Annotated in this window: 22 protein-coding genes; 13 read left to right on the plus strand and 9 right to left on the minus strand. The window is 31.0% G+C overall.

What is annotated here, in order from left to right; translation table 11 throughout:
• Nucleotides 1-3 precede the first annotated feature (3 nt).
• Entirely contained in the window at nucleotides 4-2,037 is a 2,034-nt protein-coding gene (locus MUN68_RS06960; protein WP_249994327.1) for a VWA domain-containing protein, read from the minus strand.
• Nucleotides 2,038-2,083: 46 nt separating this feature from the next.
• Nucleotides 2,084-2,830, minus strand: coding sequence for a 3-oxoacyl-[acyl-carrier-protein] reductase (fabG, locus tag MUN68_RS06965; protein ID WP_249994328.1), 747 nt, complete (start codon nucleotides 2,828-2,830; stop codon nucleotides 2,084-2,086).
• Between the two features lie 156 nt (nucleotides 2,831-2,986).
• Between fabG and MUN68_RS06970 the strand changes: the two genes are divergently transcribed.
• The 4 genes from MUN68_RS06970 (at nucleotide 2,987) to MUN68_RS06985 (ending at nucleotide 7,493) form a co-directional block, all read left to right on the plus strand.
• A complete protein-coding gene (locus MUN68_RS06970) occupies nucleotides 2,987-3,799 on the plus strand; it encodes a DUF1853 family protein (protein ID WP_249994330.1) in 813 nt (270 codons plus the stop codon).
• A 65-nt stretch (nucleotides 3,800-3,864) separates the two neighbouring features.
• On the plus strand, nucleotides 3,865-4,509 hold the full coding sequence (locus MUN68_RS06975) for a toxin-antitoxin system YwqK family antitoxin (RefSeq protein WP_249994332.1): 645 nt from the start codon (nucleotides 3,865-3,867) through the stop codon (nucleotides 4,507-4,509).
• A gap of 97 nt (nucleotides 4,510-4,606) precedes the next feature.
• Entirely contained in the window at nucleotides 4,607-6,919 is a 2,313-nt protein-coding gene (locus MUN68_RS06980) for a type IA DNA topoisomerase (protein WP_249994334.1), read from the plus strand.
• A 1-nt stretch (nucleotide 6,920) separates the two neighbouring features.
• The gene (locus MUN68_RS06985; RefSeq protein WP_249994336.1) at nucleotides 6,921-7,493 is read left to right on the plus strand and encodes a pseudouridine synthase; all 573 of its coding nucleotides are present in this window, start codon (nucleotides 6,921-6,923) and stop codon (nucleotides 7,491-7,493) included.
• Between the two features lie 51 nt (nucleotides 7,494-7,544).
• Here MUN68_RS06985 and MUN68_RS06990 read toward each other — a convergent pair whose 3' ends face one another.
• The 3 genes from MUN68_RS06990 to MUN68_RS07000 form a co-directional block, all read right to left on the minus strand.
• The gene (locus MUN68_RS06990; protein WP_249994338.1) at nucleotides 7,545-8,006 is read right to left on the minus strand and encodes a cold-shock protein; all 462 of its coding nucleotides are present in this window, start codon (nucleotides 8,004-8,006) and stop codon (nucleotides 7,545-7,547) included.
• Between the two features lie 97 nt (nucleotides 8,007-8,103).
• Nucleotides 8,104-8,826: a hypothetical protein gene (locus MUN68_RS06995; protein ID WP_249994340.1), complete on the minus strand. Its 723-nt coding sequence runs from the start codon at nucleotides 8,824-8,826 to the stop codon at nucleotides 8,104-8,106.
• Nucleotides 8,827-8,957: 131 nt separating this feature from the next.
• Nucleotides 8,958-10,472, minus strand: coding sequence for a DEAD/DEAH box helicase (locus MUN68_RS07000; RefSeq protein ID WP_249994795.1), 1,515 nt, complete (start codon nucleotides 10,470-10,472; stop codon nucleotides 8,958-8,960).
• A 586-nt stretch (nucleotides 10,473-11,058) separates the two neighbouring features.
• On the opposite strand from MUN68_RS07000, the gene MUN68_RS07005 reads away from it, so the two are divergent.
• On the plus strand, nucleotides 11,059-11,619 hold the full coding sequence (locus tag MUN68_RS07005) for an ExbD/TolR family protein (protein ID WP_249994342.1): 561 nt from the start codon (nucleotides 11,059-11,061) through the stop codon (nucleotides 11,617-11,619).
• On the opposite strand, the gene MUN68_RS07010 is transcribed toward MUN68_RS07005, so the two are convergent.
• On the minus strand, nucleotides 11,620-12,039 hold the full coding sequence (locus MUN68_RS07010; protein ID WP_249994344.1) for a 3D domain-containing protein: 420 nt from the start codon (nucleotides 12,037-12,039) through the stop codon (nucleotides 11,620-11,622).
• Nucleotides 12,040-12,154: 115 nt separating this feature from the next.
• Between MUN68_RS07010 and MUN68_RS07015 the strand changes: the two genes are divergently transcribed.
• Nucleotides 12,155-12,673: a hypothetical protein gene (locus tag MUN68_RS07015; protein WP_249994347.1), complete on the plus strand. Its 519-nt coding sequence runs from the start codon at nucleotides 12,155-12,157 to the stop codon at nucleotides 12,671-12,673.
• Between the two features lie 86 nt (nucleotides 12,674-12,759).
• Here MUN68_RS07015 and MUN68_RS07020 read toward each other — a convergent pair whose 3' ends face one another.
• Complete coding sequence (locus MUN68_RS07020) at nucleotides 12,760-13,083, minus strand: hypothetical protein (protein WP_249994349.1); 324 nt, start codon at nucleotides 13,081-13,083, stop codon at nucleotides 12,760-12,762.
• Nucleotides 13,084-13,092: 9 nt separating this feature from the next.
• Nucleotides 13,093-15,093, minus strand: coding sequence for an alpha-ketoacid dehydrogenase subunit alpha/beta (locus tag MUN68_RS07025; RefSeq protein ID WP_249994351.1), 2,001 nt, complete (start codon nucleotides 15,091-15,093; stop codon nucleotides 13,093-13,095).
• Nucleotides 15,094-15,245: 152 nt separating this feature from the next.
• On the opposite strand from MUN68_RS07025, the gene MUN68_RS07030 reads away from it, so the two are divergent.
• The 5 genes from MUN68_RS07030 (at nucleotide 15,246) to MUN68_RS07050 (ending at nucleotide 19,307) form a co-directional block, all read left to right on the plus strand.
• The gene (locus MUN68_RS07030; RefSeq protein ID WP_249994353.1) at nucleotides 15,246-16,193 is read left to right on the plus strand and encodes an isopenicillin N synthase family dioxygenase; all 948 of its coding nucleotides are present in this window, start codon (nucleotides 15,246-15,248) and stop codon (nucleotides 16,191-16,193) included.
• Between the two features lie 80 nt (nucleotides 16,194-16,273).
• Complete coding sequence (locus MUN68_RS07035; RefSeq protein ID WP_249994355.1) at nucleotides 16,274-16,606, plus strand: translation initiation factor; 333 nt, start codon at nucleotides 16,274-16,276, stop codon at nucleotides 16,604-16,606.
• Nucleotides 16,607-16,608: 2 nt separating this feature from the next.
• Nucleotides 16,609-17,547 (plus strand): DUF1835 domain-containing protein, encoded by a 939-nt coding sequence (locus MUN68_RS07040; RefSeq protein WP_249994357.1) that lies wholly within the window; start codon nucleotides 16,609-16,611, stop codon nucleotides 17,545-17,547.
• Nucleotides 17,537-18,409 (plus strand): nucleoside phosphorylase, encoded by an 873-nt coding sequence (locus MUN68_RS07045; RefSeq protein WP_249994359.1) that lies wholly within the window; start codon nucleotides 17,537-17,539, stop codon nucleotides 18,407-18,409. The genes MUN68_RS07040 and MUN68_RS07045 overlap by 11 nt, the downstream gene beginning before the upstream one ends.
• A gap of 40 nt (nucleotides 18,410-18,449) precedes the next feature.
• On the plus strand, nucleotides 18,450-19,307 hold the full coding sequence (locus tag MUN68_RS07050) for a substrate-binding domain-containing protein (RefSeq protein WP_249994361.1): 858 nt from the start codon (nucleotides 18,450-18,452) through the stop codon (nucleotides 19,305-19,307).
• Between the two features lie 383 nt (nucleotides 19,308-19,690).
• Here MUN68_RS07050 and MUN68_RS07055 read toward each other — a convergent pair whose 3' ends face one another.
• Nucleotides 19,691-20,359, minus strand: coding sequence for a uracil-DNA glycosylase (locus MUN68_RS07055; RefSeq protein ID WP_249994363.1), 669 nt, complete (start codon nucleotides 20,357-20,359; stop codon nucleotides 19,691-19,693).
• Nucleotides 20,360-20,455: 96 nt separating this feature from the next.
• On the opposite strand from MUN68_RS07055, the gene MUN68_RS07060 reads away from it, so the two are divergent.
• Nucleotides 20,456-21,328, plus strand: coding sequence for a cupin-like domain-containing protein (locus tag MUN68_RS07060; protein WP_249994365.1), 873 nt, complete (start codon nucleotides 20,456-20,458; stop codon nucleotides 21,326-21,328).
• Between the two features lie 86 nt (nucleotides 21,329-21,414).
• Nucleotides 21,415-23,580, plus strand: a complete 2,166-nt coding sequence (locus tag MUN68_RS07065) for an endonuclease MutS2 (protein ID WP_249994366.1) — start codon at nucleotides 21,415-21,417, stop codon at nucleotides 23,578-23,580.
• The last annotated feature ends 6 nt before the right edge of the window (nucleotides 23,581-23,586 follow it).

The raw sequence follows: 23,586 nt of genomic DNA on the forward strand, positions 1-23,586 counted from the left end.
TTTTTATATTAGTCCGTTATATTTTCTAATAAACCACTCTGTCGCTAGACTAAATACGATGAGTGCAAGAAGGTATTTCCAATCGATCAAAGGTACGACTTTTTTACTGCTTTTTTGAACAGTAGCAAACCTAGAATCGGATAATAAATCGTTTATAATTGTACTTGTATTATTAATAAAATATGACTTACCATTACTATTAGTCGCCAAGTTTTCAAGTTTTGAAACATTAGCATTTAGAAACTGTTGCTCAACATTGTAGTCTAGAATTTTAAGTTCTCCTGATTTTGAGATATTTCCGCTTGATGTTTTTACTGTAAAGCTGTATGCTCCAGCTTCTAAACCGCTTAAGTCTACTTGATAATTTGTGTTTTTTAATACAAATGGAAATGTTGTTATATCAGCGTTACTTTTATTCTTTAAAACAATATTGATATTCGCATTTGCATCAAATTCATAATTTTTATTAAAGTATTGTGCTGTGATTTTTACATTATCATTCCCATTATAAAAGGATTCATAACTAACATTTAATCGAGAACGTCTTTGTTTAGAGCTTAAATATTGAACCAATTTTCCAATAAAATTATCAAATGTATTAAACGATTTTTCATCTAAATAACTTTGAGCTCTCCACCTCCAAAGTCCTTCACCTAAAAGCAAAGCTTCTCTTTTATCATTCATTTCAAAAGTTGACAAAAGTGGTTCTTCCAATTGTGTACCATCAACAGTTTTGAAAAGTAAGGTTTCAAAAGGAACAGTAAATGTTGTTTCACCAAATTCAGATTGCAAAGGAGGAAATTCATCAAAGTTTAAATCGTCAATAATAAACGTACTATAATTTTGATTAACAGTAGGCAGAAAATTTTCTGTTTGATTTGTGATTTGCTGACTATAATTAGTTTGCAATTGATTCAATAAAGACCAATTTGTTTTCGTACCAGTAATGACTAACTTATTCAATTTTAAACGATCAATTTCTTTAAATAATGACCTAAAGTTGTTTGAAGGCTGATAGGTAATAACTAATTGAAAATCTTCGGATTGCTTTAAAAAATCAACTGTATTTAATATAGTTGCTTTGCGTTGTTCATTACTTTCAATAGATTTTTTCAAAGCACCTAAATCGGGATGCATAATATCTGAAACTATAGCGACATTTGTTTTCTGATCAATAACTTCAACAGCAAAGTTTTTAACGTTGTTGACAGTGTTTTTTTCATTAACTAACGGAATGATTTCAGCTTTATAACTTCCAACTCCTACTCGATTTGCAGGCAAGTCTAAATTAACTATTTGAGATGTTTGATTTTTACTGAAAGTAATAGGTTGAGAAAACACTGTTGTGGTTCCTGACTGGATCTTCAATTGAGAATTTACAGTACTATTTCCATTGTAAGTTGCAATAATTTCAACAGGAAATTTATTTTTTAAATAGGCATATCTGTTGACATTTAGTTGCTGAATTTTTATATCTGTATAGGTTGTTGTATCTCCCAAAATAACAGGGAATATGGCTTGTTTGTAACGGTTGGTCATAAACTCATAATCATAACCATAGGTTTGATTACCATCTGTAATTAGCAATGTAGGAGACACCGAATTATTATAAACTTCAGATAGACGGTCTAACACTTCGGCAATGTTAGATTGTTTTTCATTAAAAGCTAAAGAGTCACTTTGAATTACAGACTTTCCGAAAGTGTAATATTCCAGATTAAAATTGTCTTTAAGTAGCTGATTTTGTTTTAATGTCTCTATTAAATCTGTTGTGTTTTGTGATTGATTGAGGTAGTTGATAGATTCTGAATTGTCTACTGCAATAATCAAATTTGGTTTTTCATCATAAAATGAAACGTTATCAAACTTAGGATTGATTAAAAGCATTAAAATAGAAAAGATACTAACAAACCTTAAGAATGCTAGAAACCAATAAATCTTGGTTGTCTTTTTTGATTTAAAAATATACTGAAAAAGCGCTAATACTAGCGCTAATATTCCAGATATAATGATATATGTTATTGTGTCTGTTTGCATTCATTTACCTTTCGACTGCGCTCAAGGTGACCTCTGTATTAAAATTCTAAGTTAGCATTCCACCATCAACGTTAAGTGTCTGGCCAGTAACATAAGCACTCATGTCGCTAGCTAAAAACACACATGCATTGGCAATGTCTTCAGGAGTTCCACCACGTTTTAACGGAATTGCATTACGCCATCCTTTTACAGTTTCTTCATCTAGTTTTGCTGTCATTTCTGTTTCAATAAAACCAGGAGCAATCACGTTACTTCTAATGTTTCTAGATCCTAATTCTAAAGCTACAGATTTTGAGAAACCAATAATTCCAGCTTTAGAAGCTGCATAATTTGTTTGACCAGCATTTCCTTTAACTCCAACTACAGAACTCATGTTAATGATAGAGCCTTTACGTTGTTTTAACATCGTACGTTGTACTGCTTTGGTCATATTAAAAACGGACTTTAAGTTCACTTCAATCACTTTATCAAAGTCTTCTTCTCCCATTCGCATTAATAAATTATCTTTAGTAATTCCTGCATTATTTACTAAAATATCAATACTACCAAATTCAGCTAAAACCTTTTCAGCAAGTTTTTGAGAGTCCTCAAAATTAGCGGCATTACTTTGATAACCTTTAGCTTTTATACCTAAAGCATTTAATTGGTTTTCTAATTCATTTGCTGCTTCTACCGAAGCGCTATATGTGAAAGCTACGTTTGCACCATGTTGAGCAAAAACTTCAGCGATTCCTTTTCCAATTCCACGGCTTGCGCCTGTTATGATTGCTGTTTTTCCTTCTAATAATTTCATGTATGATAGTGTTAATATAGTTGGTTTTCAAATATAGCAAATTGAAGTTGCATCAAATATAAAAACCTCAAAATTTATAATTTTATTATGAGGTATTGACGAAGATTTAATTCGATTATAAAATACTAATTATCTTATCTGTAATTTTGTGAATTCATGAATTTGTCTAAATCACATTTACAACGTTTATATCAAGGATTTTTGAATACGCCTTTATTGTGGAATTCTAATCCTGTATTGGGATTGAAACAACTTCAGTTTCAAAATTATGACACATTTTTGTTTAAGAGGTCTTTAGAAAAAAAATTGCGTCTAGGTTTGCTTGCAGAACAATTTGTATTCAATCAATTAGAGCAACTTGAGAATTGTAGGATTTTAGCTGAAAACTTACAGATTCAAAAAGAAAAACAAACGCTTGGTGAATTAGATGCATTAATTGAGTTCGATAAAGGTTCTATTCATCTTGAAATCGTCTACAAATTCTATTTATATGATGCAACCTTAGGCACTTCTGAAATAGAACAATGGATTGGTCCAAATAGAAACGATAGCTTAATTGAAAAAATCACGAAACTCAAAGATAAGCAGTTGCCACTACTCTATTCTTCTAACTGTGAGTCTGCTTTAAATGAGTTGGATTTAAATAATCAAAGCTTTCAACAAAACGTATTGTTTAAAGCACAACTGTTTACGCCATATCTGAAACCTGCTAATTTTAATCAATTAAATAACGCATGTGTTTGCGGATTTTATATGAACAAAGCACAACTAAATGATTTTAATACCTGTAAATTTCATATTCCACCAAAGTTAGATTGGTTTTTGAATACTGAGCATTCAGTAAATTGGTTAAACTTTGAATCCTTTAAAACTGAAGTTGAAGTGTTTTTAGAGCAATCTAAATCACCTTTAATTTGGATAAAAAAAACAGATGATACGTTATTAAAGAGTTTTTTAGTTTGGTGGTAATTATTTTAAATATTAGATAAGCAGAGTTGTATGTTTATCTTTGCTTTTAAAGCATAATATACTCTATGAAATTACAAGCATCTTTTTATATACTGACTTTTATTTGTCTATTAAATTGTAAAGATCAAGTGAGATTAAATCCGAATAATGGCATTACAATTTCTTCGGAAAAAAAAGTGACTTTAATTAAAGATTATTACGATTCTGGAGTTTTAAAAATGAAAGGACAGTATTCTGGAAACACGAAATCTGGTGAATGGATTCATTATTTTGATAACGCAAAACCATATAAAATTGAAAATTACAAAGATGGTTTGTTAGATGGTGTATGGAATGTTTTTCATTTAAATGGTGAAAAAAGAATGGTTGGTCAGCATAAAGACAATAAGAAAATTGGTGCTTGGAAACATTATTTGAATGATGGTACCCTTAAATATGAGCGTCACTATTCTGATAAAGGAAATAATGGAGAATGGAAAAGCTATTACGATTCTGGTGAAATAGCTAGTGTTGAGACTTATTTAGACGGCAAAGCTGAAGGTAAATGGATGGATTATTACAAAAACGGACAAGTGTATAGAGCTGGAGAAAAAGTTGATAATAAAGACCATGGAGATTGGAACGTTTATGACGATAATGGCAAGTTACTTCAAACCAAAACATATCATAAAGGCGTATTGATAAACACAGTGAGGCACTTCGAACAATAATATTGATTTTGGTTAATAACTCTCAATAAATCTCTTTCAATAAACACATACAATTTCCTATTTTGCAGTTCAGTTTAAATCAAAGTTGTTAGAATAAATGAAAGTCTGTATTGCCGAAAAACCTAGCGTTGCACGAGAAATTGCCCAAGTCCTTGGAGCCAATTCAAAACGTGATGGCTATTATGAAGGTAATGGCTATGCTGTGACTTACACGTTTGGTCATTTGTGCACGCTCATGGAACCAAATGATTACAAGCCATATTGGAAAAGTTGGGACTTAAACAATTTGCCAATGCTTCCAGAAAAGTTTAAAACGAAGGTCGTTGGGAATGCTGGAATTGAAAAGCAATTCAATATCGTAAAATCTTTATTTGACAAGGCTGATTTAGTCATTAACTGTGGTGATGCTGGACAAGAAGGAGAACTTATACAGCGTTGGGTTTTAGATCAAGCGAATTATAAAGGTAAAGTTCAGCGACTTTGGATTTCTTCGTTAACGACTGAAGCGATTAAAGAAGGTTTTGGTAACCTTAAAAATTCAAAAGATTATGACAACCTCTATTACGCAGGTTTTTCGCGTGCTATTGGAGATTGGTTATTAGGAATGAATGCGACACGTTTATTCACTGTAAAACATGGAGGTTACAAACAAGTGCTTTCAGTTGGTCGTGTGCAAACACCAACGTTGGCAATGGTTGTTAATCGTTTTAAGGATATTGAAAATTTCAAGCCGCAACCTTATTGGGAGTTACAAACCCTATATCGTGACACACTTTTTGCTTATGAAGAAGGTCGTTTCTTAAAAATGGAAGATGGCGAATTACTAGCTAATAAAGTAAAAGCATCGGAATTTGAAATTGTATCTACGACTAAAAAGAAAGGTAAAGAATATGCTCCAAAGCTGTTTGATTTAACAGGATTGCAAGTGTATTGTAATACGAAATTCGGATTTTCAGCAGATGAAACACTAAAGATTGTACAGAAATTATACGAACAAAAAGTGGTGACCTATCCCAGAGTTGATACCACGTTTTTACCAAATGATGTGTATCCGAAAGTCTCAGGAATACTTCAGAAACTGACTAACTATTCTCAGTTAACGCAACCATTATTAGGTAAGAAAATTAAAAAATCTGCAAAGGTTTTTAATGATAAAAAGGTAACCGATCACCACGCTATTATTCCTACAGGAATTCAGATTAATTTACAATACAACCAGCAGCAGGTTTATGATATTATTGTCAAACGTTTTATTGCTGTGTTTTATCCAGATTGTGATGTTTCAAATACAACAGTTATCGGAAAAGCAGATGATGTTAATTTTAAAACCACAGGAAAAGAGATTTTAAAAGACGGTTGGAAAGTTGTTTTTAAATTTGGAAAAGAGACCTCTTCAAATACATCTGAAAAAGACACACTTCCAAATTTTGAGAAAGGTGAGAAAGGTCCACATGAGCCTTCATTCCTTGAAAAACAAACGAAGCCACCAAATCAATTTACCGAAGCCTCTCTCCTACGTGCCATGGAAACTGCAGGCAAACAAGTTGATGATGACGAACTCCGAGATTTGATGAAAGAAAATGGTATTGGTCGACCATCAACACGTGCCAATATTATTGAAACCTTGTTCAAACGTCAGTATATAAAACGTAATAAAAAGCAATTAATTCCAACAGTTACAGGTGTTGCTTTGATAGATACTATTCAAAATGAATTATTAAAATCTGCAGAACTCACAGGTCTTTGGGAAAAGCAACTTAAGGATATTGAAAAAGGAGAATACAGTGCCAGTTTGTTCATTAAGAATATGAAAAAAATGGTAGACGAATTGGTGTACGAAGTTCGTAGTGAAACAAAACGTGCAAACATCTCTCAAGCTACTGTTGTTAAACAACGAGATTTAAAAGCTAAGCAAACTAAAAAAACAGGAATAAGCTCTGAATTCTGTCCGAAATGTAAAAAAGGAACTCTACTAAAAGGCAAATCGGCTTATGGTTGTAGTCAGTTTAAATCGGGTTGTGATTTTGTAATGCCTTTTAAAGTCTTCGGAAAAAAGATTTCAGAAAAGCAATGTATTCGTTTGCTACAAAAAGGATCAACAGTAAACCTTAAAGGGTTTTCTTCTGAAAGAGGAATTACTGAAGGATTAATTCGTTTTGATGACCTTTTTAAATTGGTATTAGAACCAAAAAAACAAGCAACTAAAGCTTCCGAAGCAAAACAAAATGACACTATTAAATGTCCGAAATGCACAAAAGGAAACGTCATTAAAGGCAAAACAGCTTATGGTTGTAGCGACTATAAATTGGGTTGTGATTTTAAAATGTCTTTTGATAGTATTCGATCAAAAGCTAAAGACAAACAACTGACTAAAGATTTGGTGCATGCCATTTTAAAAGGTGATTTCTAATATGGAGCATCGTCATTTCAAACTCTTCAAGCCGTATGGTTATTTAAGTCAGTTTCAAACCAATGCGAAGCACGAACGCAATAAGAAATTCTTAGGCGAATTATATGATTTTCCTGAAGGAATAATGGCAATTGGTCGATTAGATAAAGATTCTGAAGGCTTACTTCTACTCACAACAGATGGAAAAGTGAGTTATGAGATTACAAGTTCTAAAACAGATAAAGAATACTATGTTCAAGTAGATGGAGAAATTACAAATGATGCCATTTTACAATTAGAACAAGGTGTTGCTATTAGCTATCAAAGTGAAACCTATCTCACTAAACCATGTCAAGTATTTCAATTATATCAAAATCCTGATTTTCCAGAAAGAGCAAAGAAAATCCGTGATGAACGTCATGGAAAAACATCATGGATTTCTATTACCATTAATGAAGGCAAGTTTAGGCAAGTCCGTAAAATGACTGCACAAGTTGGATTTCCAACTTTGCGTTTGGTTCGTGTTCGGGTTGGTAAGGTTACTTTAGAAGGTTTACAAATGGGAGATGTTAAAGAGTTAAATGATATCACATAAAAAAAAGCCAATGATTAATCACTGGTTTTTCTTTTTATATTTTGGTAAAACTTATACGAGTTTCACACGAACCGCGTTCATACCACGATTTCCTTTTTCTAATTCGAATTGTACTTTGTCGTTTTCTTGAATTTCATCAATTAAACCACTAACGTGACAGAAATATTTTTCTTGATCTTCAGTATCTATAATGAATCCAAATCCTTTAGAATTATCAAAGAATGACACTTTCCCTTTTCGGATTGGATCATACTCTTCTTCGTCTCCTTCTTCTTTTTTAGGAATTCCAATCACAATATTTTTAGCCTTCACTTTAATCTTTTCAGATGGATCTGGTGGACTATCAGTGAGGTTTCCAAACTGATCTACATAAGCAAATGGTATGCTATCTGCACCTCCATTTTCTTCTTTTTCTAACTTACGCGCTTCCATCTTTTTACGTTTGTCTTCGCGCTTTTTTAAACGTTTTTTTTCTTTTTCACTTTTGTTGAAGGTCTGTTGCGACTTTGCCATTCTTTGTACTTTGGATATTTTAATTAATGTAGTGATAGTAACCACTAGAGGCTGTAAAGATAGCAGTAATTATTGACTTTTTAAAGCAATCTGGCGATTAGTTGTTTTTCTCGTCTTGTTCTTCTTGCTTCGTTTTTGGGAAGTCGTTACTTTTTATGACTAAAATTTTGGCTTTAACACCAGTGAGTAGATTCCATCTTTTTGAAGACACAAGAACTTCATTATCATCGTACACTAGAAATTCAGCTGTATTTGGTCCAGATTCTCCTTGGTTTAGAGCAATAAAAACAATTGTATTAATCCCTTCTTTTAAAGGTACATTAAAGGATTTATAATTTCCATTTAATACTAAACGAGGAATAAACACTTCATCGTTAACCACAACCTGAACTAAATCTCCATCAGGATATTCGTGATCTCTACAACGTATGTTAGCAAATTCTCCATTAATCCTAACATCGCCTAAAAACATATCAGACATGGTTTTTGGTATAATACCTTGTTCTTCAAGTTTTGCGTTATAACGTTTTTCAAAAATTTCTCCAGGATTTTTTAAATTACTATTATCAAACATAGAAAATTCTTGTTCTTGAGGTTTTAATTCTCTAATTTTTATAGGAATGCCACTAATGTTTTTATCAGTTTTGGTAATTTCAAGTTTTGAATTTGGCTTTATTTTAAATTGCGTTGGTGTAGAATCTTTTTCTTTAGTTTCCTTAGCAGGAATCTTAATAGATTTGTCATCACTATCTGGATTTGGTTGTCCACTGACAATAAATGTCAGGCCTAAAAAAAATAAGAATACTACTTTAAGTTTCATTTATGTAATAAGTTGATAGCAATTAAAAATCAAAAACCGTTCCTTAAATCAAAATAACGGCTTTCAGCCTATAAAATTTCAATATTAACAATTTATTGGTTGTTATATTTTTGTTAAGTCGCTAAGTACTTTTAAAACTTACCATTAAAACTTAATCTAAGTTTACGTGTGTATTCTTCTAATAGCCAATCTTTATAGTTTTTTGTGCTATTCATTATACAGTAACAATATTGCTTAATACGATAACAAATATCATCATGTAATAATTTAGCAAGTTCTCTAGCTTCAAATACATCTTCACTATTAGCAATTACTAAAACGGAATGCTGAGCAATAGAGTTTTCGATGGCTTTCATCGATTTCTGACCTTGACGCGTTACATTTTTATATTCTTCTTTAATGTCAAAAGTATCATTAGGATTCTTTTTAAAGCGTTTACGTAAAGAATCTGGCATTTCGTAAATAAAATCGCGCTCAATATCTTCATCATTTCTAAGATTCTCCAAATAATAATCAGGATTCTTAAAAATATGTTGCCAATCTACTGGCTGACTCCAAGGGCCAAAACGAATCACGTTGTTACCTAAATCAATAACTTTAAATTCTGATTTGGTCTTATGAATTCTAGATCCTCTACCAATCATCTGAAAATAAAGTGTCAGTGATCTTGTTGCTCTATTTAATATAATAGAATCTACAGATGGCTCATCAAAACCAGTTGTTAAGATACTAACTGAAGTTAAAATCCCATCAGGAGTGTTTTTAAACCATTTTAAAATGTCTTTTCTATCTTGCTTTGAAGACGTATTGTCTAAATGTCTAATGTTATAACCAGCACGTTTAAATGTATAATAGACTTCTTTAGACGTATTAATTCCATTATTAAATATTAAAGTTTTTTTACCTTTTGACAATTCTTCATAAGCAAATAGCAATTTACCTTGCATTGTCGCATTTGAATATAGTGCTTCAGAAGATTTTACAGTATAATCACCATTAATACCAATCTTTAGACTGTTAAGAGAGACATCGTAGTTGTAAACATCTGCTGTTGCTAAAAATCCGTTTTTAATTAAAGTAGAAATGTCATCACCAACAATGAGTTCCTTGTAATTGTCTTTCATTGGTAGCTTGATATTGCTACTTAATGGTGTAGCTGTGACTCCAAGAATATAACAATTATCGAAAAACTTGAATAATTTTCGGAATGAATTATAGTGTGCTTCATCAATAATGACTAAACCTATATCCTCTAATTTTAGTTTTTCATCATTAAGTCGGTTGTTTAGTGTTTCAACCATTGCTACAAAGCATTCGTATTGATCTTGATCTGGAAGCTCTTTTACTTTGCTATTAATAATTTTGTTATTAACGCCAAAGCCATCTAAGACTTTAGACGTTTGTTTACATAATTCAATACGATGTGTAAGAATAACAACTTTTTTCTTATGCTTTTTGATGTAACGTCTAACAATTTCTGAGAATATAACCGTTTTTCCTCCACCTGTTGGAAGTTGATATAAAAGGTTATAATTATCTGGAGCGTTTTCAAAAACATCAAAAATGCGATTGAGATCTGCAATTTGATAGTCGTATAGACTCTTTTTGACTATATTTTGATTTTCTACTTCTAAGGTTGAGGACATATAATTAATAGCTTCTGACAGAAAAATTTTCACAAAACTAACCATTTATAAGGTTATCAATGCATAATGTTAAAAACAAATGAAAAAAATACAGTTAAATTTCATTCAGAAGTGCTTCTATTCTCTTTAACATTCATATATCATCTTAAAATTTAGATGTAATAGTGTTAAAATATGTTAAATTACTACTTTGCAATGCATAGTACTGTAACATTTTTGTAACAATGTCGTCTATTAGGTATAATCATCAATTAAAAACAAAGAATCATGAGAACATTAAACAGCAATCAATTAACAAGTGCAAGAACAGAAACAAAAACGTTTACTTGGAATCAAAAAAGACGTTATAGATAATTTAAACTATAATAATTCATCAATCAAAATCAATCACTATGAAAGTATTAACTAGAATAATCGACACGTCGCATACGGTAAATGACGATTTAAACACCGTAAAGTAAAACACATTTGAGTTAGTTTTAAATTAGTAAGGCAATTAAGGGTTCATCTTCTTAGTTGCCTTTTTTTATTTATAACTATGGTATCATTATTGAGAGTTTTTAGTAAATCTTAAAAACCGATTCTTATGAAAAACTCAAGACATTCTATGCCACAAGTCAATGCTGGATCTATGGCTGACATTGCTTTTTTATTGCTTATTTTCTTTTTAGTTACTGCAATGATACCTAAAGATAAAGGCATAAATAGAAAATTGCCTGCTCCTTGTCCACCAGGAGAAATTTGTGATATAAAAATTAATAAACGTAATATGCTTGAAGTAAGAGTTAATTCTAATAATGAACTCTTTGTTGAGAATAAAGTTATTGTTATTGAAGAATTAAAAGCAATTGCAAAAGAATTTGTAGATAATAATGGTGACAAAACTTGTGACTATTGTCATGGTCTAAATTCTGAAAAATTTTCAGATAATCCTAAGGAAGCTGTTATTTCAATACAAAATGATAAACGAACATCTTATGCGTTTTATATTGAAATTCAAGATGAGCTTACTAAAGCGTATTACGAACTTCGATCAGATTATGCGAAAACAATTTATAACAAATCTGTAAACGAATTAACTAAATATGAGTTATCTGAAGTGAAAAAGGCTTACCCTTTTTTGTTATCTGAAGCAGAATTGAAGTAATTAGTGTTTTAACTTTTCAACTCTATAGCTTATATTAACTTTACTTCTGCCCCATTCTTTTGCTGCGTTAACGTCAGTTCCCATATAAATATCGATTTTGTTTGTCCAACGAGAATGCATTTTGTCCTTCACTAAATAGGTGCCTTCTAAGCCATCTACTTTCACTAATGTATTATGTTTTAAGCCTAATCTCAATAGATCTCTAGATACAGCAATGTAGCGAACTCCAGGCTTTAAACTATCTCCAAAAGCAGTTATATAAGGATTGTTGTTTGTTTGGGAAACTAAAGAATTGTAAGCTGTTGCAGTGACTTCAAGAGTTTTCCATTCAAATATATTAGGAGCTTCATTTTTACAATTAAAGAGTATTAACAAAAGAAGTATTAAAATGCATTTCCAACGTATAACTTTAAAAATCATGTTTAAAGATAAGTGTTTTTGTCAAGTTTTAATTTGTTGAGAAAAAAATCGATATTTATTTGCTTGATATTAATATTATTATTACATTAACCTCATAATCAGTAATTTAAATGCTATGAAAAAAATAGTCTATTTAATCACGTTTTTAGCACTTATTGTAGCTTGTTCTAATGAAAACTCTAACAGCGAAGGTCTTAATGCTAAGCAGAAATTAGAATTTTCTGCCAAGAATTTTGTTAATAGCACAATTGCTTATGACAATAAAGGCGAAATTACATTTGGTGTTACAAAAGATGAATTATACAATTCATTTAATGCTTATGCAACTAAATTTGAAATTGGTTCTCATGCAGAATCTTATTTAATAGAAGACATAGATGGTAAAAATTATATAAGATTTTATCACAAATCTAATAATGGGTTAGAACAAGTATCGACTATTGCTTTAATTAAAAATAAAAACAAAGACTCTTCTTTAATCACCTATAGATCAGGAAGAACAGTATGTACAACTATTGAGTGTGCGAATTGTTGTGGCTGTATACCAGATGGAGATTATTGTACTAAGTGTGAAATTGCTCATCTAGATTGTAAAAGAACAACAACTGGTGGTAGTGATCCTATTTCAGAATAATCGCTATAATTTATTGAATATTTTTAATCTAAATACTTAGAAATTGAAATTTGTTAATGGTTTGAAGTCGATGACACAGATACAAATCATTGTAGTTTTGAATAATTTATAAGTTCAATCACAATATTAATTACAGAAACGACAAGTAAAGCCATTAATATAGAATTAAGCAAAAAAGCTATTGTCTTTTGTTTAGACTTGGGTTCATTTTTAGTTTTTAAAGCAAAAACAAAACCTACAATAGTCATAAAAAACACAAGTAAAATAAGAATTCCGCTTGCGATAGAAAAGAAATTAATTCCGATGACTTCAGAGTTTGCAAGAGATTTTAAAATAATAAAAAGTAGAATCAGTGCAATACTCGTTATCGCAGATTTGATTGCTTTTTTTGTGTTTTGATTATTACTCATAATATATTATTAATAAGCTAACAGTTCTTTTAAGGAATCTTCAAAACGGCCTTTAGCCATGTATTGATCTTCTAACTGATTTATAAACGGAATTGGCGTTTCTAAACTTGCAACACGTTTTACAGGAGCATCTAAGTCTTCAAAACAGTGTTCCATTATTAATGCTGAAATATCACTAGCAATGCCACCAAAAAGAGAATCCTCTTGCAAAACGATTACTTTTCCCGTCTTACGAACAGAATTGTAAATAGTTTCTGTATCTAAAGGTTGAAGTGTTCTTAAATCAATTAAATCTGCGCTAATATCACTATTGTTAACTAAGGTTTCTAAAGCCCAATGAATTCCAGCTCCATAAGAAATTATGGTGATATCATTTCCTTCTTTTAAAAGTGCCGCTTTACCAAATGGGATGGTATAATAATCTATAGGAACATCTTGTCGAATACTTCTGTATAAGGCTTTATGCTCAAAAAACAATACAGGATTTGGATCATTTATAGCTGTTGCTAATAAGCCTTTTGCATCGTAAGGAAATGCTGGATAAACAACTTTTAAACCAGGCGTCTTGGTAAACCATGCTTCATTAGTTTGCGAGTGAAATGGTCCAGCTGCTACGCCTCCACCACAAGGCATTCTTAAAACAACATCAGCTTGTTGATTCCAGCGATAGTGAGATTTAGCTAAATAATTGACTACAGGATTAAACCCTGAAGTCACAAAATCTGCAAATTGCATTTCTACTACAGATTTTATACCAGCAATAGATAATCCCATTCCAGCTTCTACAATAGCTGATTCACAAATTGGAGTATTTCTAACACGTTCTTTACCAAACTCTTTCACGAAACCATCTGTGATTTTAAAAACGCCACCATATTCTGCAACATCTTGGCCCATAATTACAAGATCTTTATGTTGTTGCATCGATTGTTTTAACCCTTGAGAAATGGCATCAATTAACCGAAGTTCTTCTGTTTCTGAATTAGGATTAACCTCCTTGTATTCAAATGGTTTGTATATGTCATTTAATTCAGTGGTTAAATCAGCAACAATTGGTGCTTCATCGAAAGCAATTTGCAAGTTCTCATTAATTTCATGTACAAAGCCTTCTTTGATAGCAACGACTTGTTTTTCAGTTAAAATCTTTTCATCTTTTAAGTAAGCTTGAAAGTTTTCTAAAGGATCTTTTTTAGCCCACTCTTGCAGTAATGCTTTAGGAACATATTTAGTGCCACTCGCCTCTTCATGACCACGCATTCTAAACGTTTTAAATTCTACAAGAATTGGTCTTGGTCGTTTGCGAATGCTTTGTGCTAATTTTTTTATTTTAGAATAGACTTCAATGACATTATTTCCATCAAGTATAAAAGATTCCATACCATAACCTTTTCCTCGATCGGCAATATCTTTACATCTATATTGTTCATTGGTTGGTGTTGATAATCCGTAACCATTATTTTCAACACAAAATAATACAGGTAATTGCCAAACAGATGCTACATTTAATGCTTCATGGAAATCGCCTTCGCTCGTTCCTCCTTCACCAGTAAATACAGCAGTAACTTGCTTTTTGTTTTTCAATAAACTAGCTAAAGCTATACCATCTGCAACACCTAATTGTGGTCCGAGATGAGAAATCATTCCAACAATATTGTACTCTTGAGTTCCAAAATGAAATGAACGATCACGCCCTTTAGTAAATCCATTTGCTTTGCCTTGCCATTGGCTAAATAATCGATGCAATGGAATGTTTCTTGAAGTAAATACGCCTAAATTCCTGTGCATTGGCAAAATGTATTCTTCATTGTCTAAAGCCATTGTAACACCAACAGAAATTGCTTCTTGTCCAATACCTGAAAACCATTTAGAAATTTTACCTTGACGCAACAAAATAAGCATTTTCTCTTCTATTAACCTAGGCTTAAGCATGTTCTTGTAAAGCTTTAATAGCGTTCGGTCATCTACATTTTTTTTGTCAAAAGTAATTGTACTCCTTGTGGAAGTCAGCATAGTAATTCGAATTGTATTTATAAATCAAATGTAATTAAAAATTGATTGAAATGTCTTTAAACCGTATTTTTTTTAAGCACATAAAACCTATATGAATTTACCGATGTTTTCATTATTTTTGCAGTAAAGCAAGTAATACTTAAATTTTAATCATGGAAAGAATACCTAGTGTTAATCTTGAAGATTTTATTTCAGGAGACCAAAATAGAAAACAAAAATTTATTGATGAAATAGGAAAAGCATACGAGGAGATAGGTTTTGTAGCTTTAAAAGGTCATTTTTTAAATGATGCTTTATTGGACAGTTTATATACTGAGGTAAAAAATTTTTTCACCTTACCAATTGATGCGAAACGCAAATATGAAATTGAAGGTATTGGTGGTCAGCGTGGTTATGTCTCTTTCGGAAAAGAAAGTGCTAAAGGGAAAAAAGAAGGTGATTTAAAAGAATTTTGGCATTTCGGACAATATGTTGATGATGATCCAGAACGCGCGAAAGAATATCCTGAAAATGTTGATGTAAAAGAATTACCTGAATTCAATAGCGTTGGTAAAGAAACCTATGCCATGCTTGAAAAAACAGCAAAGTATGTTTTAAGAGCTTTAGCTTTGTATTTGGATTTAGAAGAGACATATTTTGATGATTATATTCATAATGGGAATTCAATTTTAAGACCAATTCACTATCCTCCAATTAATTCAGAACCTAAAAATGCAGTTCGTGCTGCTGCTCATGGTGATATTAATTTAATTACTTTATTAATGGGTGCTCAAGGACGTGGATTACAAGTTCAAAATCATAAACAAGAATGGATTGATGCAATTGCAGAACCAGACGAATTAATGATTAATGTAGGTGATATGTTATCAAGACATACAAATAACAAATTGAAATCGACAATACATCGCGTTGTGAATCCTCCAAGAGAACTTTGGGGAACATCTCGTTATTCTATTCCATTTTTTATGCATCCAATTAGCGAAATGAAATTAGATGTTTTAGAGAGTTGTATTGATGATGAAAACCCAAAACAGTTTGATGATATAACTGCTGGAGAGTTTTTAAATGAACGTCTAATTGAGCTAGGCCTTAAAAAATAATAATTTTGTCACATCGAGAGCAGTCGAGTTGTTCTAAAATAGTTCTCGACTAGAATTGAACTGATTTGAGTAACTAAATTATGGATTTACAAGATCAATTAAAAAACCTATTCCCAGATCACGTTTCAAAGGAAGATCCTAAAGAAAAGGATGTGCAAAAACAAGACATTTGGTTGCAAGACGATCCTATTATTTGCAAATATGAAAAACGAAAAGGAAAACCAATTACCATTTTAGAAGGGTATACAGGAGCAGATAAAGATTTTAAATTGCTTGCCAAAGAGCTTAAACAAAAGTTAAGTGTTGGTGGTAGTTTTAAAGATAATAAAATCATCATTCAAGGTGATTATAGAGATAAAATTATGCAGATGCTAAAGGAAAAAGGATTTGCAGTTAAACGTGTAGGAGGATAATTATGAATAAAGCACTTCATATTACAAATGGGAACTCTTTAACTAATGTTCTTAAAGAATTAGAAATTAAAGGTGATATCTTGACTTGGCAAGAAATGCTTTGCGAAGGGCCAACTATTGCGCATATTGATTCAGACGAGTTTATAGAAGTGCGACAACAATTTTTAAGTGATTTTTATAATATTGAAATTAATGAAAAGGAACTTAAAAAGGAAATAAACAAATTAAATGCTATTGAAGATTATACCGAAATCATATTATGGTTTGAATTTGATTTATTTTGTCATATAAATCTTCTTGGAGTATTGAGTTTATTACATCAAAAAGAGATTAACCTTCCACTCTATTTAGTTTGTAGTGGACGAATAGAAGGTGATAAAAACCTTAAAGGTTTATCTGAACTTTCTACAGAACAACTCTATAAACATTATGATGAGCGTATTCAATTAACAGAAAAAGATAAAGACCTTGCCATTACGTTATGGAGAACTTATTGTGGTAAAGATCATAATTTGTTCAAACCGTATATTGTTCAAGAATCCTCATTTAAATATCTTAGTAATTGTTTAAAAGCACATTTAAGACGCTTTCCAGATTCTAGAAGCGGATTAAATATTTTGGAAAAGAACATATTAGAAATCGTTAGAGATAACGACATAAAATCTAAGCATCATTTATTAGGTTACATCATGAATTATCAAGGGTTTTATGGTTATGGAGATTTACAATTGGATCGTATGATACATCAATTATCTCTGTTTTTTGATATTAATGAAACTCAATTAAAACTCAATAGAAAAGGTCATGAAGCCTTAGTTAAAATTCATAATTTCTCAGTAGAGATTAATAACAATATGACCTATGGAGGATTGAATCGATTAGATTTTCAATTCAATAAAGAAGAAAATAAACTTGTAAAAACAAATATTAATGTCCATTAAAAATTCTGAATTAATACTAAATCCCGATGGCAGTGTTTATCATTTAAATCTTAAACCTGAAAACATTTCTGACACTATTATTTTTGTTGGAGATCAAGATCGTGTTGAAAAAATCACGAAGCATTTTGATCGTATTGAGTTTAGTACTCAAAAAAGGGAGTTTAAAACACAAACTGGATATTATCAAGAGAAACGAATTACGGTAATTTCAACAGGTATAGGACCAGATAATATTGATATTGTATTGAATGAATTGGATGCATTGGTCAATATTAACCTACAAACTAGACAGCCAAAAACTGACTTGACGAGTTTGAAAATTGTTAGAATTGGTACTTCGGGTTCATTACAAGCTGATATTCCTGTAGATGCATTTGTAATCAGTACTCATGGATTGGATATAAACGGAATGTTGCATTTTTATCAAATAGATGACATTTGTAATCCAGAAGTAGAAGATGCTTTTATTGCACATACCAATTGGGATAAAAATAAAGCAAGACCAATTGTTATTAATAATAGTAAGTATTTAGAAAACCATTTTGATAGTGATCAAGTGTTTAAGGGTATGACAGGAACTGCAGGTGGATTTTATGGTCCACAAGGAAGAGTGCTAAGATTACCATTGAAAGATGCAACGCTCAATTCTAAATTAGATGTATTTTCATATAAAGATTTTAGGATAACAAATTTTGAAATGGAAACTTCTGTTATATATGGTTTGTCTAAATTATTAGGTCATGAAGCGCTTTCATTAAATGCTATTATTGCAAATCGACCAAATGGAGATTTCAGTAAAGACCCAAAACAGACTGTAGAAAATCTAATTAATTATGCATTAGAGCGCATTATAAATATATAATTAATTCAAATCTTCTTAACTTCATTCCTAGAACTAAAATATGAAACGAATAAATATTGGTGGAGTTCCTGAGCATTTTAATTTAGCTTGGTATTTAACGCTTAAAAACGGAGAGTATAAAAATGAAGGAATCAATCTAAGATGGAAAGATTACTTTGGAGGCACAGGAGCTATGAATAAGGGCTTACGTGAAGGCGAGATTGATATGGCAGTTATACTAACCGAAGGTATCATTAAAGATATTATAGATGGCAATCCTAGTAAAATAGTCCAAACGTTTGTGCAATCGCCATTAATTTGGGGAATTCATGTAGCACACAATTCTGATTTTGAATCGATTGAAGATTTAAAAGGAAAAAAAGCAGCAATTAGCAGATATGGTTCTGGCTCACATTTGATGGCATTTATAAATGCTGAAAGCAATAATTGGAACCTTGAAGAGGACCTTGATTTTGAGGTTATAAAAAATCTTGATGGCGCAGTTGAAGGCTTAACAAATGGTGTTGCAGATTATTTTATGTGGGAAAAATTCACAACAAAACCAATAGTTGATGAAGGCGTTTTTAGGCGTATAGCTAATTGCCCTACGCCATGGCCTTGTTTTGTAATAGCTGTGAATAATGAGTTTTTTGAAAATAATAAAGAAGACGTTAAAACTATTTTAAACATCATTAACAACACTACAAGTGAGTTTAAATCTATTCCAAGTATTGATGTTACAATTGCTAACAGATATGATCAAAGGTTAGAAGATGTACAAGAATGGTTGTCATTAACAGAGTGGTCACAAGATGTAATAGATGAAGCAACCATCATGACTGTTCAAGAAAAACTATTAGAGTTGGATATTATTCCAAAATCCATTGACTATTCTGATTTGATTCACGATTTAAAGTAAGTTTAATGGTAGGAGTTTTATTTATAAGGCTGTTATATTAGTGAAAATTAGTTCAAATGAAAATTAACAAAACTTTAATGTTTTGGCTCATAAGTTTCTATTATTCAAAAATTTAGTTACATTTGTTGTATCCTGAACCTACTAATAACTTAACAATACTTGAAGAATATGATAATGATTATTACTTTGATTCTATGTTTCTTAGTTACTATAAATTTCTTACTTCTTATATTCAGTTGTAATAAAACTGGAAAGAAAAGTACTAAGGAAAAACCTATTATACTTAATTCTGGTAAATCCTCAATTCCTAACAAACAAATTGCAAGAACTCATCTTGCACCAACAGGAAGTTAAACTATTAAATACTTTTTAATTTTACAGTCTTATTCCCAATTTATAGGTTCATATCCTTTTTCTGTTAAATACAAATTAGCTTTACTAAAATGCTTGTTGTTAAACCAATAGCCTCTATTCGCGCTTAAAGGTGAAGGATGTCCAGATGTTAAAATATGGTGTCTAAATCCATCAATAAATTTCGCTTTTTGTTTCGCAAATCCTCCCCAAAGCAAAAAGACAACTTCTTTTTTTTCTTTGCTAATTATCTTAATTATAGCATTTGTGAAATTTTCCCAGCCCTTTTTTTGATGGCTACCAGCTTGTTGAGCTCTAACCGTAAGCGTTGCATTTAATAATAAAACACCTTGTTTTGCCCAGCGTTCAAGATTACCAGATTCTGGATATTGCAAGCCTAAATCACGTTCAATTTCTTTAAAAACATTAACTAATGAAGGTGGATGTGAAACCGTGTCATTTACAGAAAAACAAAGCCCATTAGCTTGACCTTCACCATGATAAGGGTCTTGACCAATAATAACTATTTTTACATCATTAAAATGGCAATTATTTAAAGCTGAAAAAATCTGATTTTTTATTGGATAGCAGTTGTGAAGCAAATATTCAGTCTCAACAAAAGCTAAAAGATCTTTAAAGTAAGGTTTATCGAATTCGTCAATTAGTATGTTTTTCCAGCTTTCGTGTATGTTTACCTTCATTTTATCTAAAAAAATATACTATTATCTAAAATATGAATAATGTCATAAAATTGTATTGACAAATATACTATATTCGTTTGCGTAAAATCTGCAATCATGGAAAAAGCGATTATTGAAAGAGTACAAAATATTTTAAATAAGCCTTTACAGGACATCAAAACTATCGAGAAAATTTCTCATGATGCTTTTTTTAAAGACTATTTAAAAAAGAACACTCCAGTTAAAATCACTAAAATGATGGACCATTGGAAAGCAAGAGAGCTTTGGTCTTTAGATTACTTTGAAAAAATTGGTAAAGACAAAGAGACTTATATGTATAAAGGTAACATTAGACAGAATGATACCAATTGGCATTTTGGAGCTTTTCAGGATTATTTAAATGAAATCCGAAGTGAAAATACAGATACGTATTTGGGCAATATGCCAATTGCAGCAATGTTCCCTGAACTTTTAGAACATGTTGACTTTTCATTGATTTCAAAAAATACAGTTAGAAACTCAACATCGCTTTGGATTGGACCTCCAGGAACGTTAACGGGTTGGCATACAGATCGTCTTGCTAATAATATTTTGGCTTTAATTGAAGGGCGAAAATTAGTGTTTTTAGTAAATCCTAAAGATTCAAACGACATGTATCCTAGCGAAAAATATGAGCCAGGCTCACGTTTGAGTGATGTGAATATGGAAGATTTTAACGCCTCTAAACATGCCAAGTTTAAAGATGTAAATGTGCAATACACCATTATTAATCCTGGTGAAATGCTCTTTATTCCTCAGACTTGGTGGCATTGTGTTTATGGATTGGATGTTTCTATAAGCTCTAATAATTTTGCCTTTACTCCTATTGATAATTTTAAAATGAAAACTTCTGAACTTATTAAACGTAAGCTTCATAATATGGGATTATACAGTACTAAAAACTGTGTTTGTCATTATATCAATGATGAAGGAAAACGTGTTATTCGTTAATTTGATTTCGCCTAAATATTTCATTTTATTACTAAATCATTAATAGGTACCTTTGCAGCTTTATTAGTTTTCAGGGAAAATAATTAATGATTAATATTCACGATAAAACATTACAAGACATTGAATTCTACACGGTTTTACAACAAGTGTCAGAATTATGTATAACAGATTTAGGTAGAGTTGAAACTCTAAAAATCAAACCTTATTCTACCAAAGAAAATGTGTTTGAGTCTTTGCAGTTTACTCATGAATTTGTCTCTTCGTTTTATAATGATAACCGCATTCCAAATCACGGTTTTGAGCCTATAACAAAAGAACTCAAACTTTTAAAAATTGAAAACTCTTATTTAGAAACTAAAAGTTTCCAAAAAATTGCATCCATAACAATTAGAATTACAGATATTCTTAAGTTTTTGAAGACATTTGAAGAATATTATCCTTCGTTATTCAAGTCTACTTCTTCTATTGAAATTATACCTCATCTTGTTTCTGAAATTGATGCCATAATTGATCGTTTTGGAGATGTAAAAGATAATGCAACAGATGCATTGTATCAATTGCGGCAATCCATAAATATGGTGAGAGGAAAGATTAATCAAAGCTTTACTTCTGCATTAAATACCTATCATAATTTAGATTATTTAGATGATATTAGAGAATCTGTAGTTGAAAACAAACGTGTACTTGCTGTTAAAGCGATGTACAGACGAAAGGTTAAAGGTAGTATCATGGGAAGTAGTAAAACTGGAAGTATCGTTTACATTCAGCCAGAAACTACGTTTCAATATGCAAGAGAACTTAATAATCTTGAATTTGAAGAAGGTGAAGAAATCGATAAAATTTTACGTAATCTAACTGAATATATAAGACCTTATACTACTGCATTAGAAACCTATCAACTGTTTTTAGCGACATTAGATGTTATTTATGCTAAAGCAAAATATGCGCAATCTATAAATGGAATTCTTCCTGAAATAAATGACGATAAAGTTTATGAAGTTAAAGAAGCTTTTCATCCTTTACTCTATTTGTCTAACAAAAGTCAAGGGAAGAAAACCTATTCTCAATCGATAGTACTTCATCCAGAAAATAGAATCATTGTCATTTCTGGCCCTAATGCTGGTGGAAAAAGTATCACACTTAAAACCATCGGATTATTGCAAGTAATGATTCAATGTGGATTATTAATTCCTGTTCACGAAAAAAGTACCATCTGTCTGTTTGATAGAATTATAAGTGATATTGGTGATAATCAATCTATCGAAAATCATTTAAGCACTTACAGTTACCGATTAAAACAAATGAATTATTTTCTTAAGAAATGTAATAAAAACACATTATTCTTGATTGATGAATTTGGAACAGGTAGTGATCCTGAACTTGGAGGTGCTTTGGCTGAAACGTTTCTTGAAGAGTTTTATCATCGTAATGCCTACGGAATTATAACAACCCACTACTCTAATTTAAAAGTATTAGCAAACGAATTGCCTTTCATGCAAAATGCTAATATGATGTTTGATGAAAAAACATTAGAACCAATGTTTAAATTGGCTTTGGGTCAAGCTGGAAGTTCTTTTACATTTGAAGTTGCTCAAAAAAATGGCATTCCTTATAGTTTAATTAATCGTGCTAAAAAGAAAATTGAGCGTGGTAAAGTTAGATTTGATGCTACTATTGCTAAACTTCAAAAAGAACGAAGTAAGCTTGAAAAAACAGAACGTTCATTAAAAGAAAATGAAAAGAAAAAACAATCAGAAGCAGATAAACTTGAAGAGGTTAATGCTAAAGTTCAGAAGAAATTAGAGAATTTTCAAGAACTATATGATTCTAATCAGCGATTGATTTATTTAGGACAAAAAGTTAATGATATTTCAGAAAAATACTTTGAAGACAAAAAGAAGCGTGAATTAATGGCTGAATTGTTTAGATTGGTTCAAATAGAAAACTCTAAGCGAAAGAAAGTAACTGTGAAACAAAAACGTGCTGAAAAACATAAAGAAAAGCAGGTAAAACAAGAAGCAGAGAAGAAAGTAGACATTATTCGTAAAAAGAAAAAAGCAGCCAAGAAAAAAGAGATTAAAATTGAAAAACCAAAACCAATTTTAAAACTTGGAGATCGTGTGCGTATGTTTGATGGTAAAGCGATTGGAACTATTGATTCTTTAGAAAAAGGAAAAGCCATAGTGAACTATGGCATTTTCACGACTAACGTTAATATGGATTTACTTGAATTAGTTGAAACTAATAAGTAAATAAAT

The sequence above is a fragment of the Psychroserpens ponticola genome, from assembly GCF_023556315.2.
GTDB classification, from domain to species: Bacteria; Bacteroidota; Bacteroidia; order Flavobacteriales; family Flavobacteriaceae; genus Psychroserpens; species Psychroserpens ponticola.

Excerpts from the sequence above, each read along its gene's own strand:
- MUN68_RS07005 (WP_249994342.1), top strand. The coding sequence starts at position 11,059 with ATGAAAAACTCAAGACATTCTATGCCACAAGTCAATGCTGGATCTATG.
- MUN68_RS06995 (WP_249994340.1), bottom strand. The coding sequence starts at position 8,826 with ATGAAACTTAAAGTAGTATTCTTATTTTTTTTAGGCCTGACATTTATT.
- MUN68_RS06975 (WP_249994332.1), top strand. The coding sequence starts at position 3,865 with ATGAAATTACAAGCATCTTTTTATATACTGACTTTTATTTGTCTATTA.
- MUN68_RS06970 (WP_249994330.1), top strand. The coding sequence starts at position 2,987 with ATGAATTTGTCTAAATCACATTTACAACGTTTATATCAAGGATTTTTG.
- MUN68_RS07065 (WP_249994366.1), top strand. The coding sequence starts at position 21,415 with ATGATTAATATTCACGATAAAACATTACAAGACATTGAATTCTACACG.
- MUN68_RS07010 (WP_249994344.1), bottom strand. The coding sequence starts at position 12,039 with ATGATTTTTAAAGTTATACGTTGGAAATGCATTTTAATACTTCTTTTG.
- MUN68_RS07025 (WP_249994351.1), bottom strand. The coding sequence starts at position 15,093 with ATGCTGACTTCCACAAGGAGTACAATTACTTTTGACAAAAAAAATGTA.
- MUN68_RS06960 (WP_249994327.1), bottom strand. The coding sequence starts at position 2,037 with ATGCAAACAGACACAATAACATATATCATTATATCTGGAATATTAGCG.
- MUN68_RS07045 (WP_249994359.1), top strand. The coding sequence starts at position 17,537 with ATGTCCATTAAAAATTCTGAATTAATACTAAATCCCGATGGCAGTGTT.
- MUN68_RS07000 (WP_249994795.1), bottom strand. The coding sequence starts at position 10,472 with ATGTCCTCAACCTTAGAAGTAGAAAATCAAAATATAGTCAAAAAGAGT.
- MUN68_RS07040 (WP_249994357.1), top strand. The coding sequence starts at position 16,609 with ATGAATAAAGCACTTCATATTACAAATGGGAACTCTTTAACTAATGTT.
- MUN68_RS07060 (WP_249994365.1), top strand. The coding sequence starts at position 20,456 with ATGGAAAAAGCGATTATTGAAAGAGTACAAAATATTTTAAATAAGCCT.
- fabG (WP_249994328.1), bottom strand. The coding sequence starts at position 2,830 with ATGAAATTATTAGAAGGAAAAACAGCAATCATAACAGGCGCAAGCCGT.
- MUN68_RS07030 (WP_249994353.1), top strand. The coding sequence starts at position 15,246 with ATGGAAAGAATACCTAGTGTTAATCTTGAAGATTTTATTTCAGGAGAC.
- MUN68_RS07055 (WP_249994363.1), bottom strand. The coding sequence starts at position 20,359 with ATGAAGGTAAACATACACGAAAGCTGGAAAAACATACTAATTGACGAA.
- MUN68_RS07035 (WP_249994355.1), top strand. The coding sequence starts at position 16,274 with ATGGATTTACAAGATCAATTAAAAAACCTATTCCCAGATCACGTTTCA.
- MUN68_RS07015 (WP_249994347.1), top strand. The coding sequence starts at position 12,155 with ATGAAAAAAATAGTCTATTTAATCACGTTTTTAGCACTTATTGTAGCT.
- MUN68_RS06980 (WP_249994334.1), top strand. The coding sequence starts at position 4,607 with ATGAAAGTCTGTATTGCCGAAAAACCTAGCGTTGCACGAGAAATTGCC.
- MUN68_RS06990 (WP_249994338.1), bottom strand. The coding sequence starts at position 8,006 with ATGGCAAAGTCGCAACAGACCTTCAACAAAAGTGAAAAAGAAAAAAAA.
- MUN68_RS07020 (WP_249994349.1), bottom strand. The coding sequence starts at position 13,083 with ATGAGTAATAATCAAAACACAAAAAAAGCAATCAAATCTGCGATAACG.
- MUN68_RS06985 (WP_249994336.1), top strand. The coding sequence starts at position 6,921 with ATGGAGCATCGTCATTTCAAACTCTTCAAGCCGTATGGTTATTTAAGT.
- MUN68_RS07050 (WP_249994361.1), top strand. The coding sequence starts at position 18,450 with ATGAAACGAATAAATATTGGTGGAGTTCCTGAGCATTTTAATTTAGCT.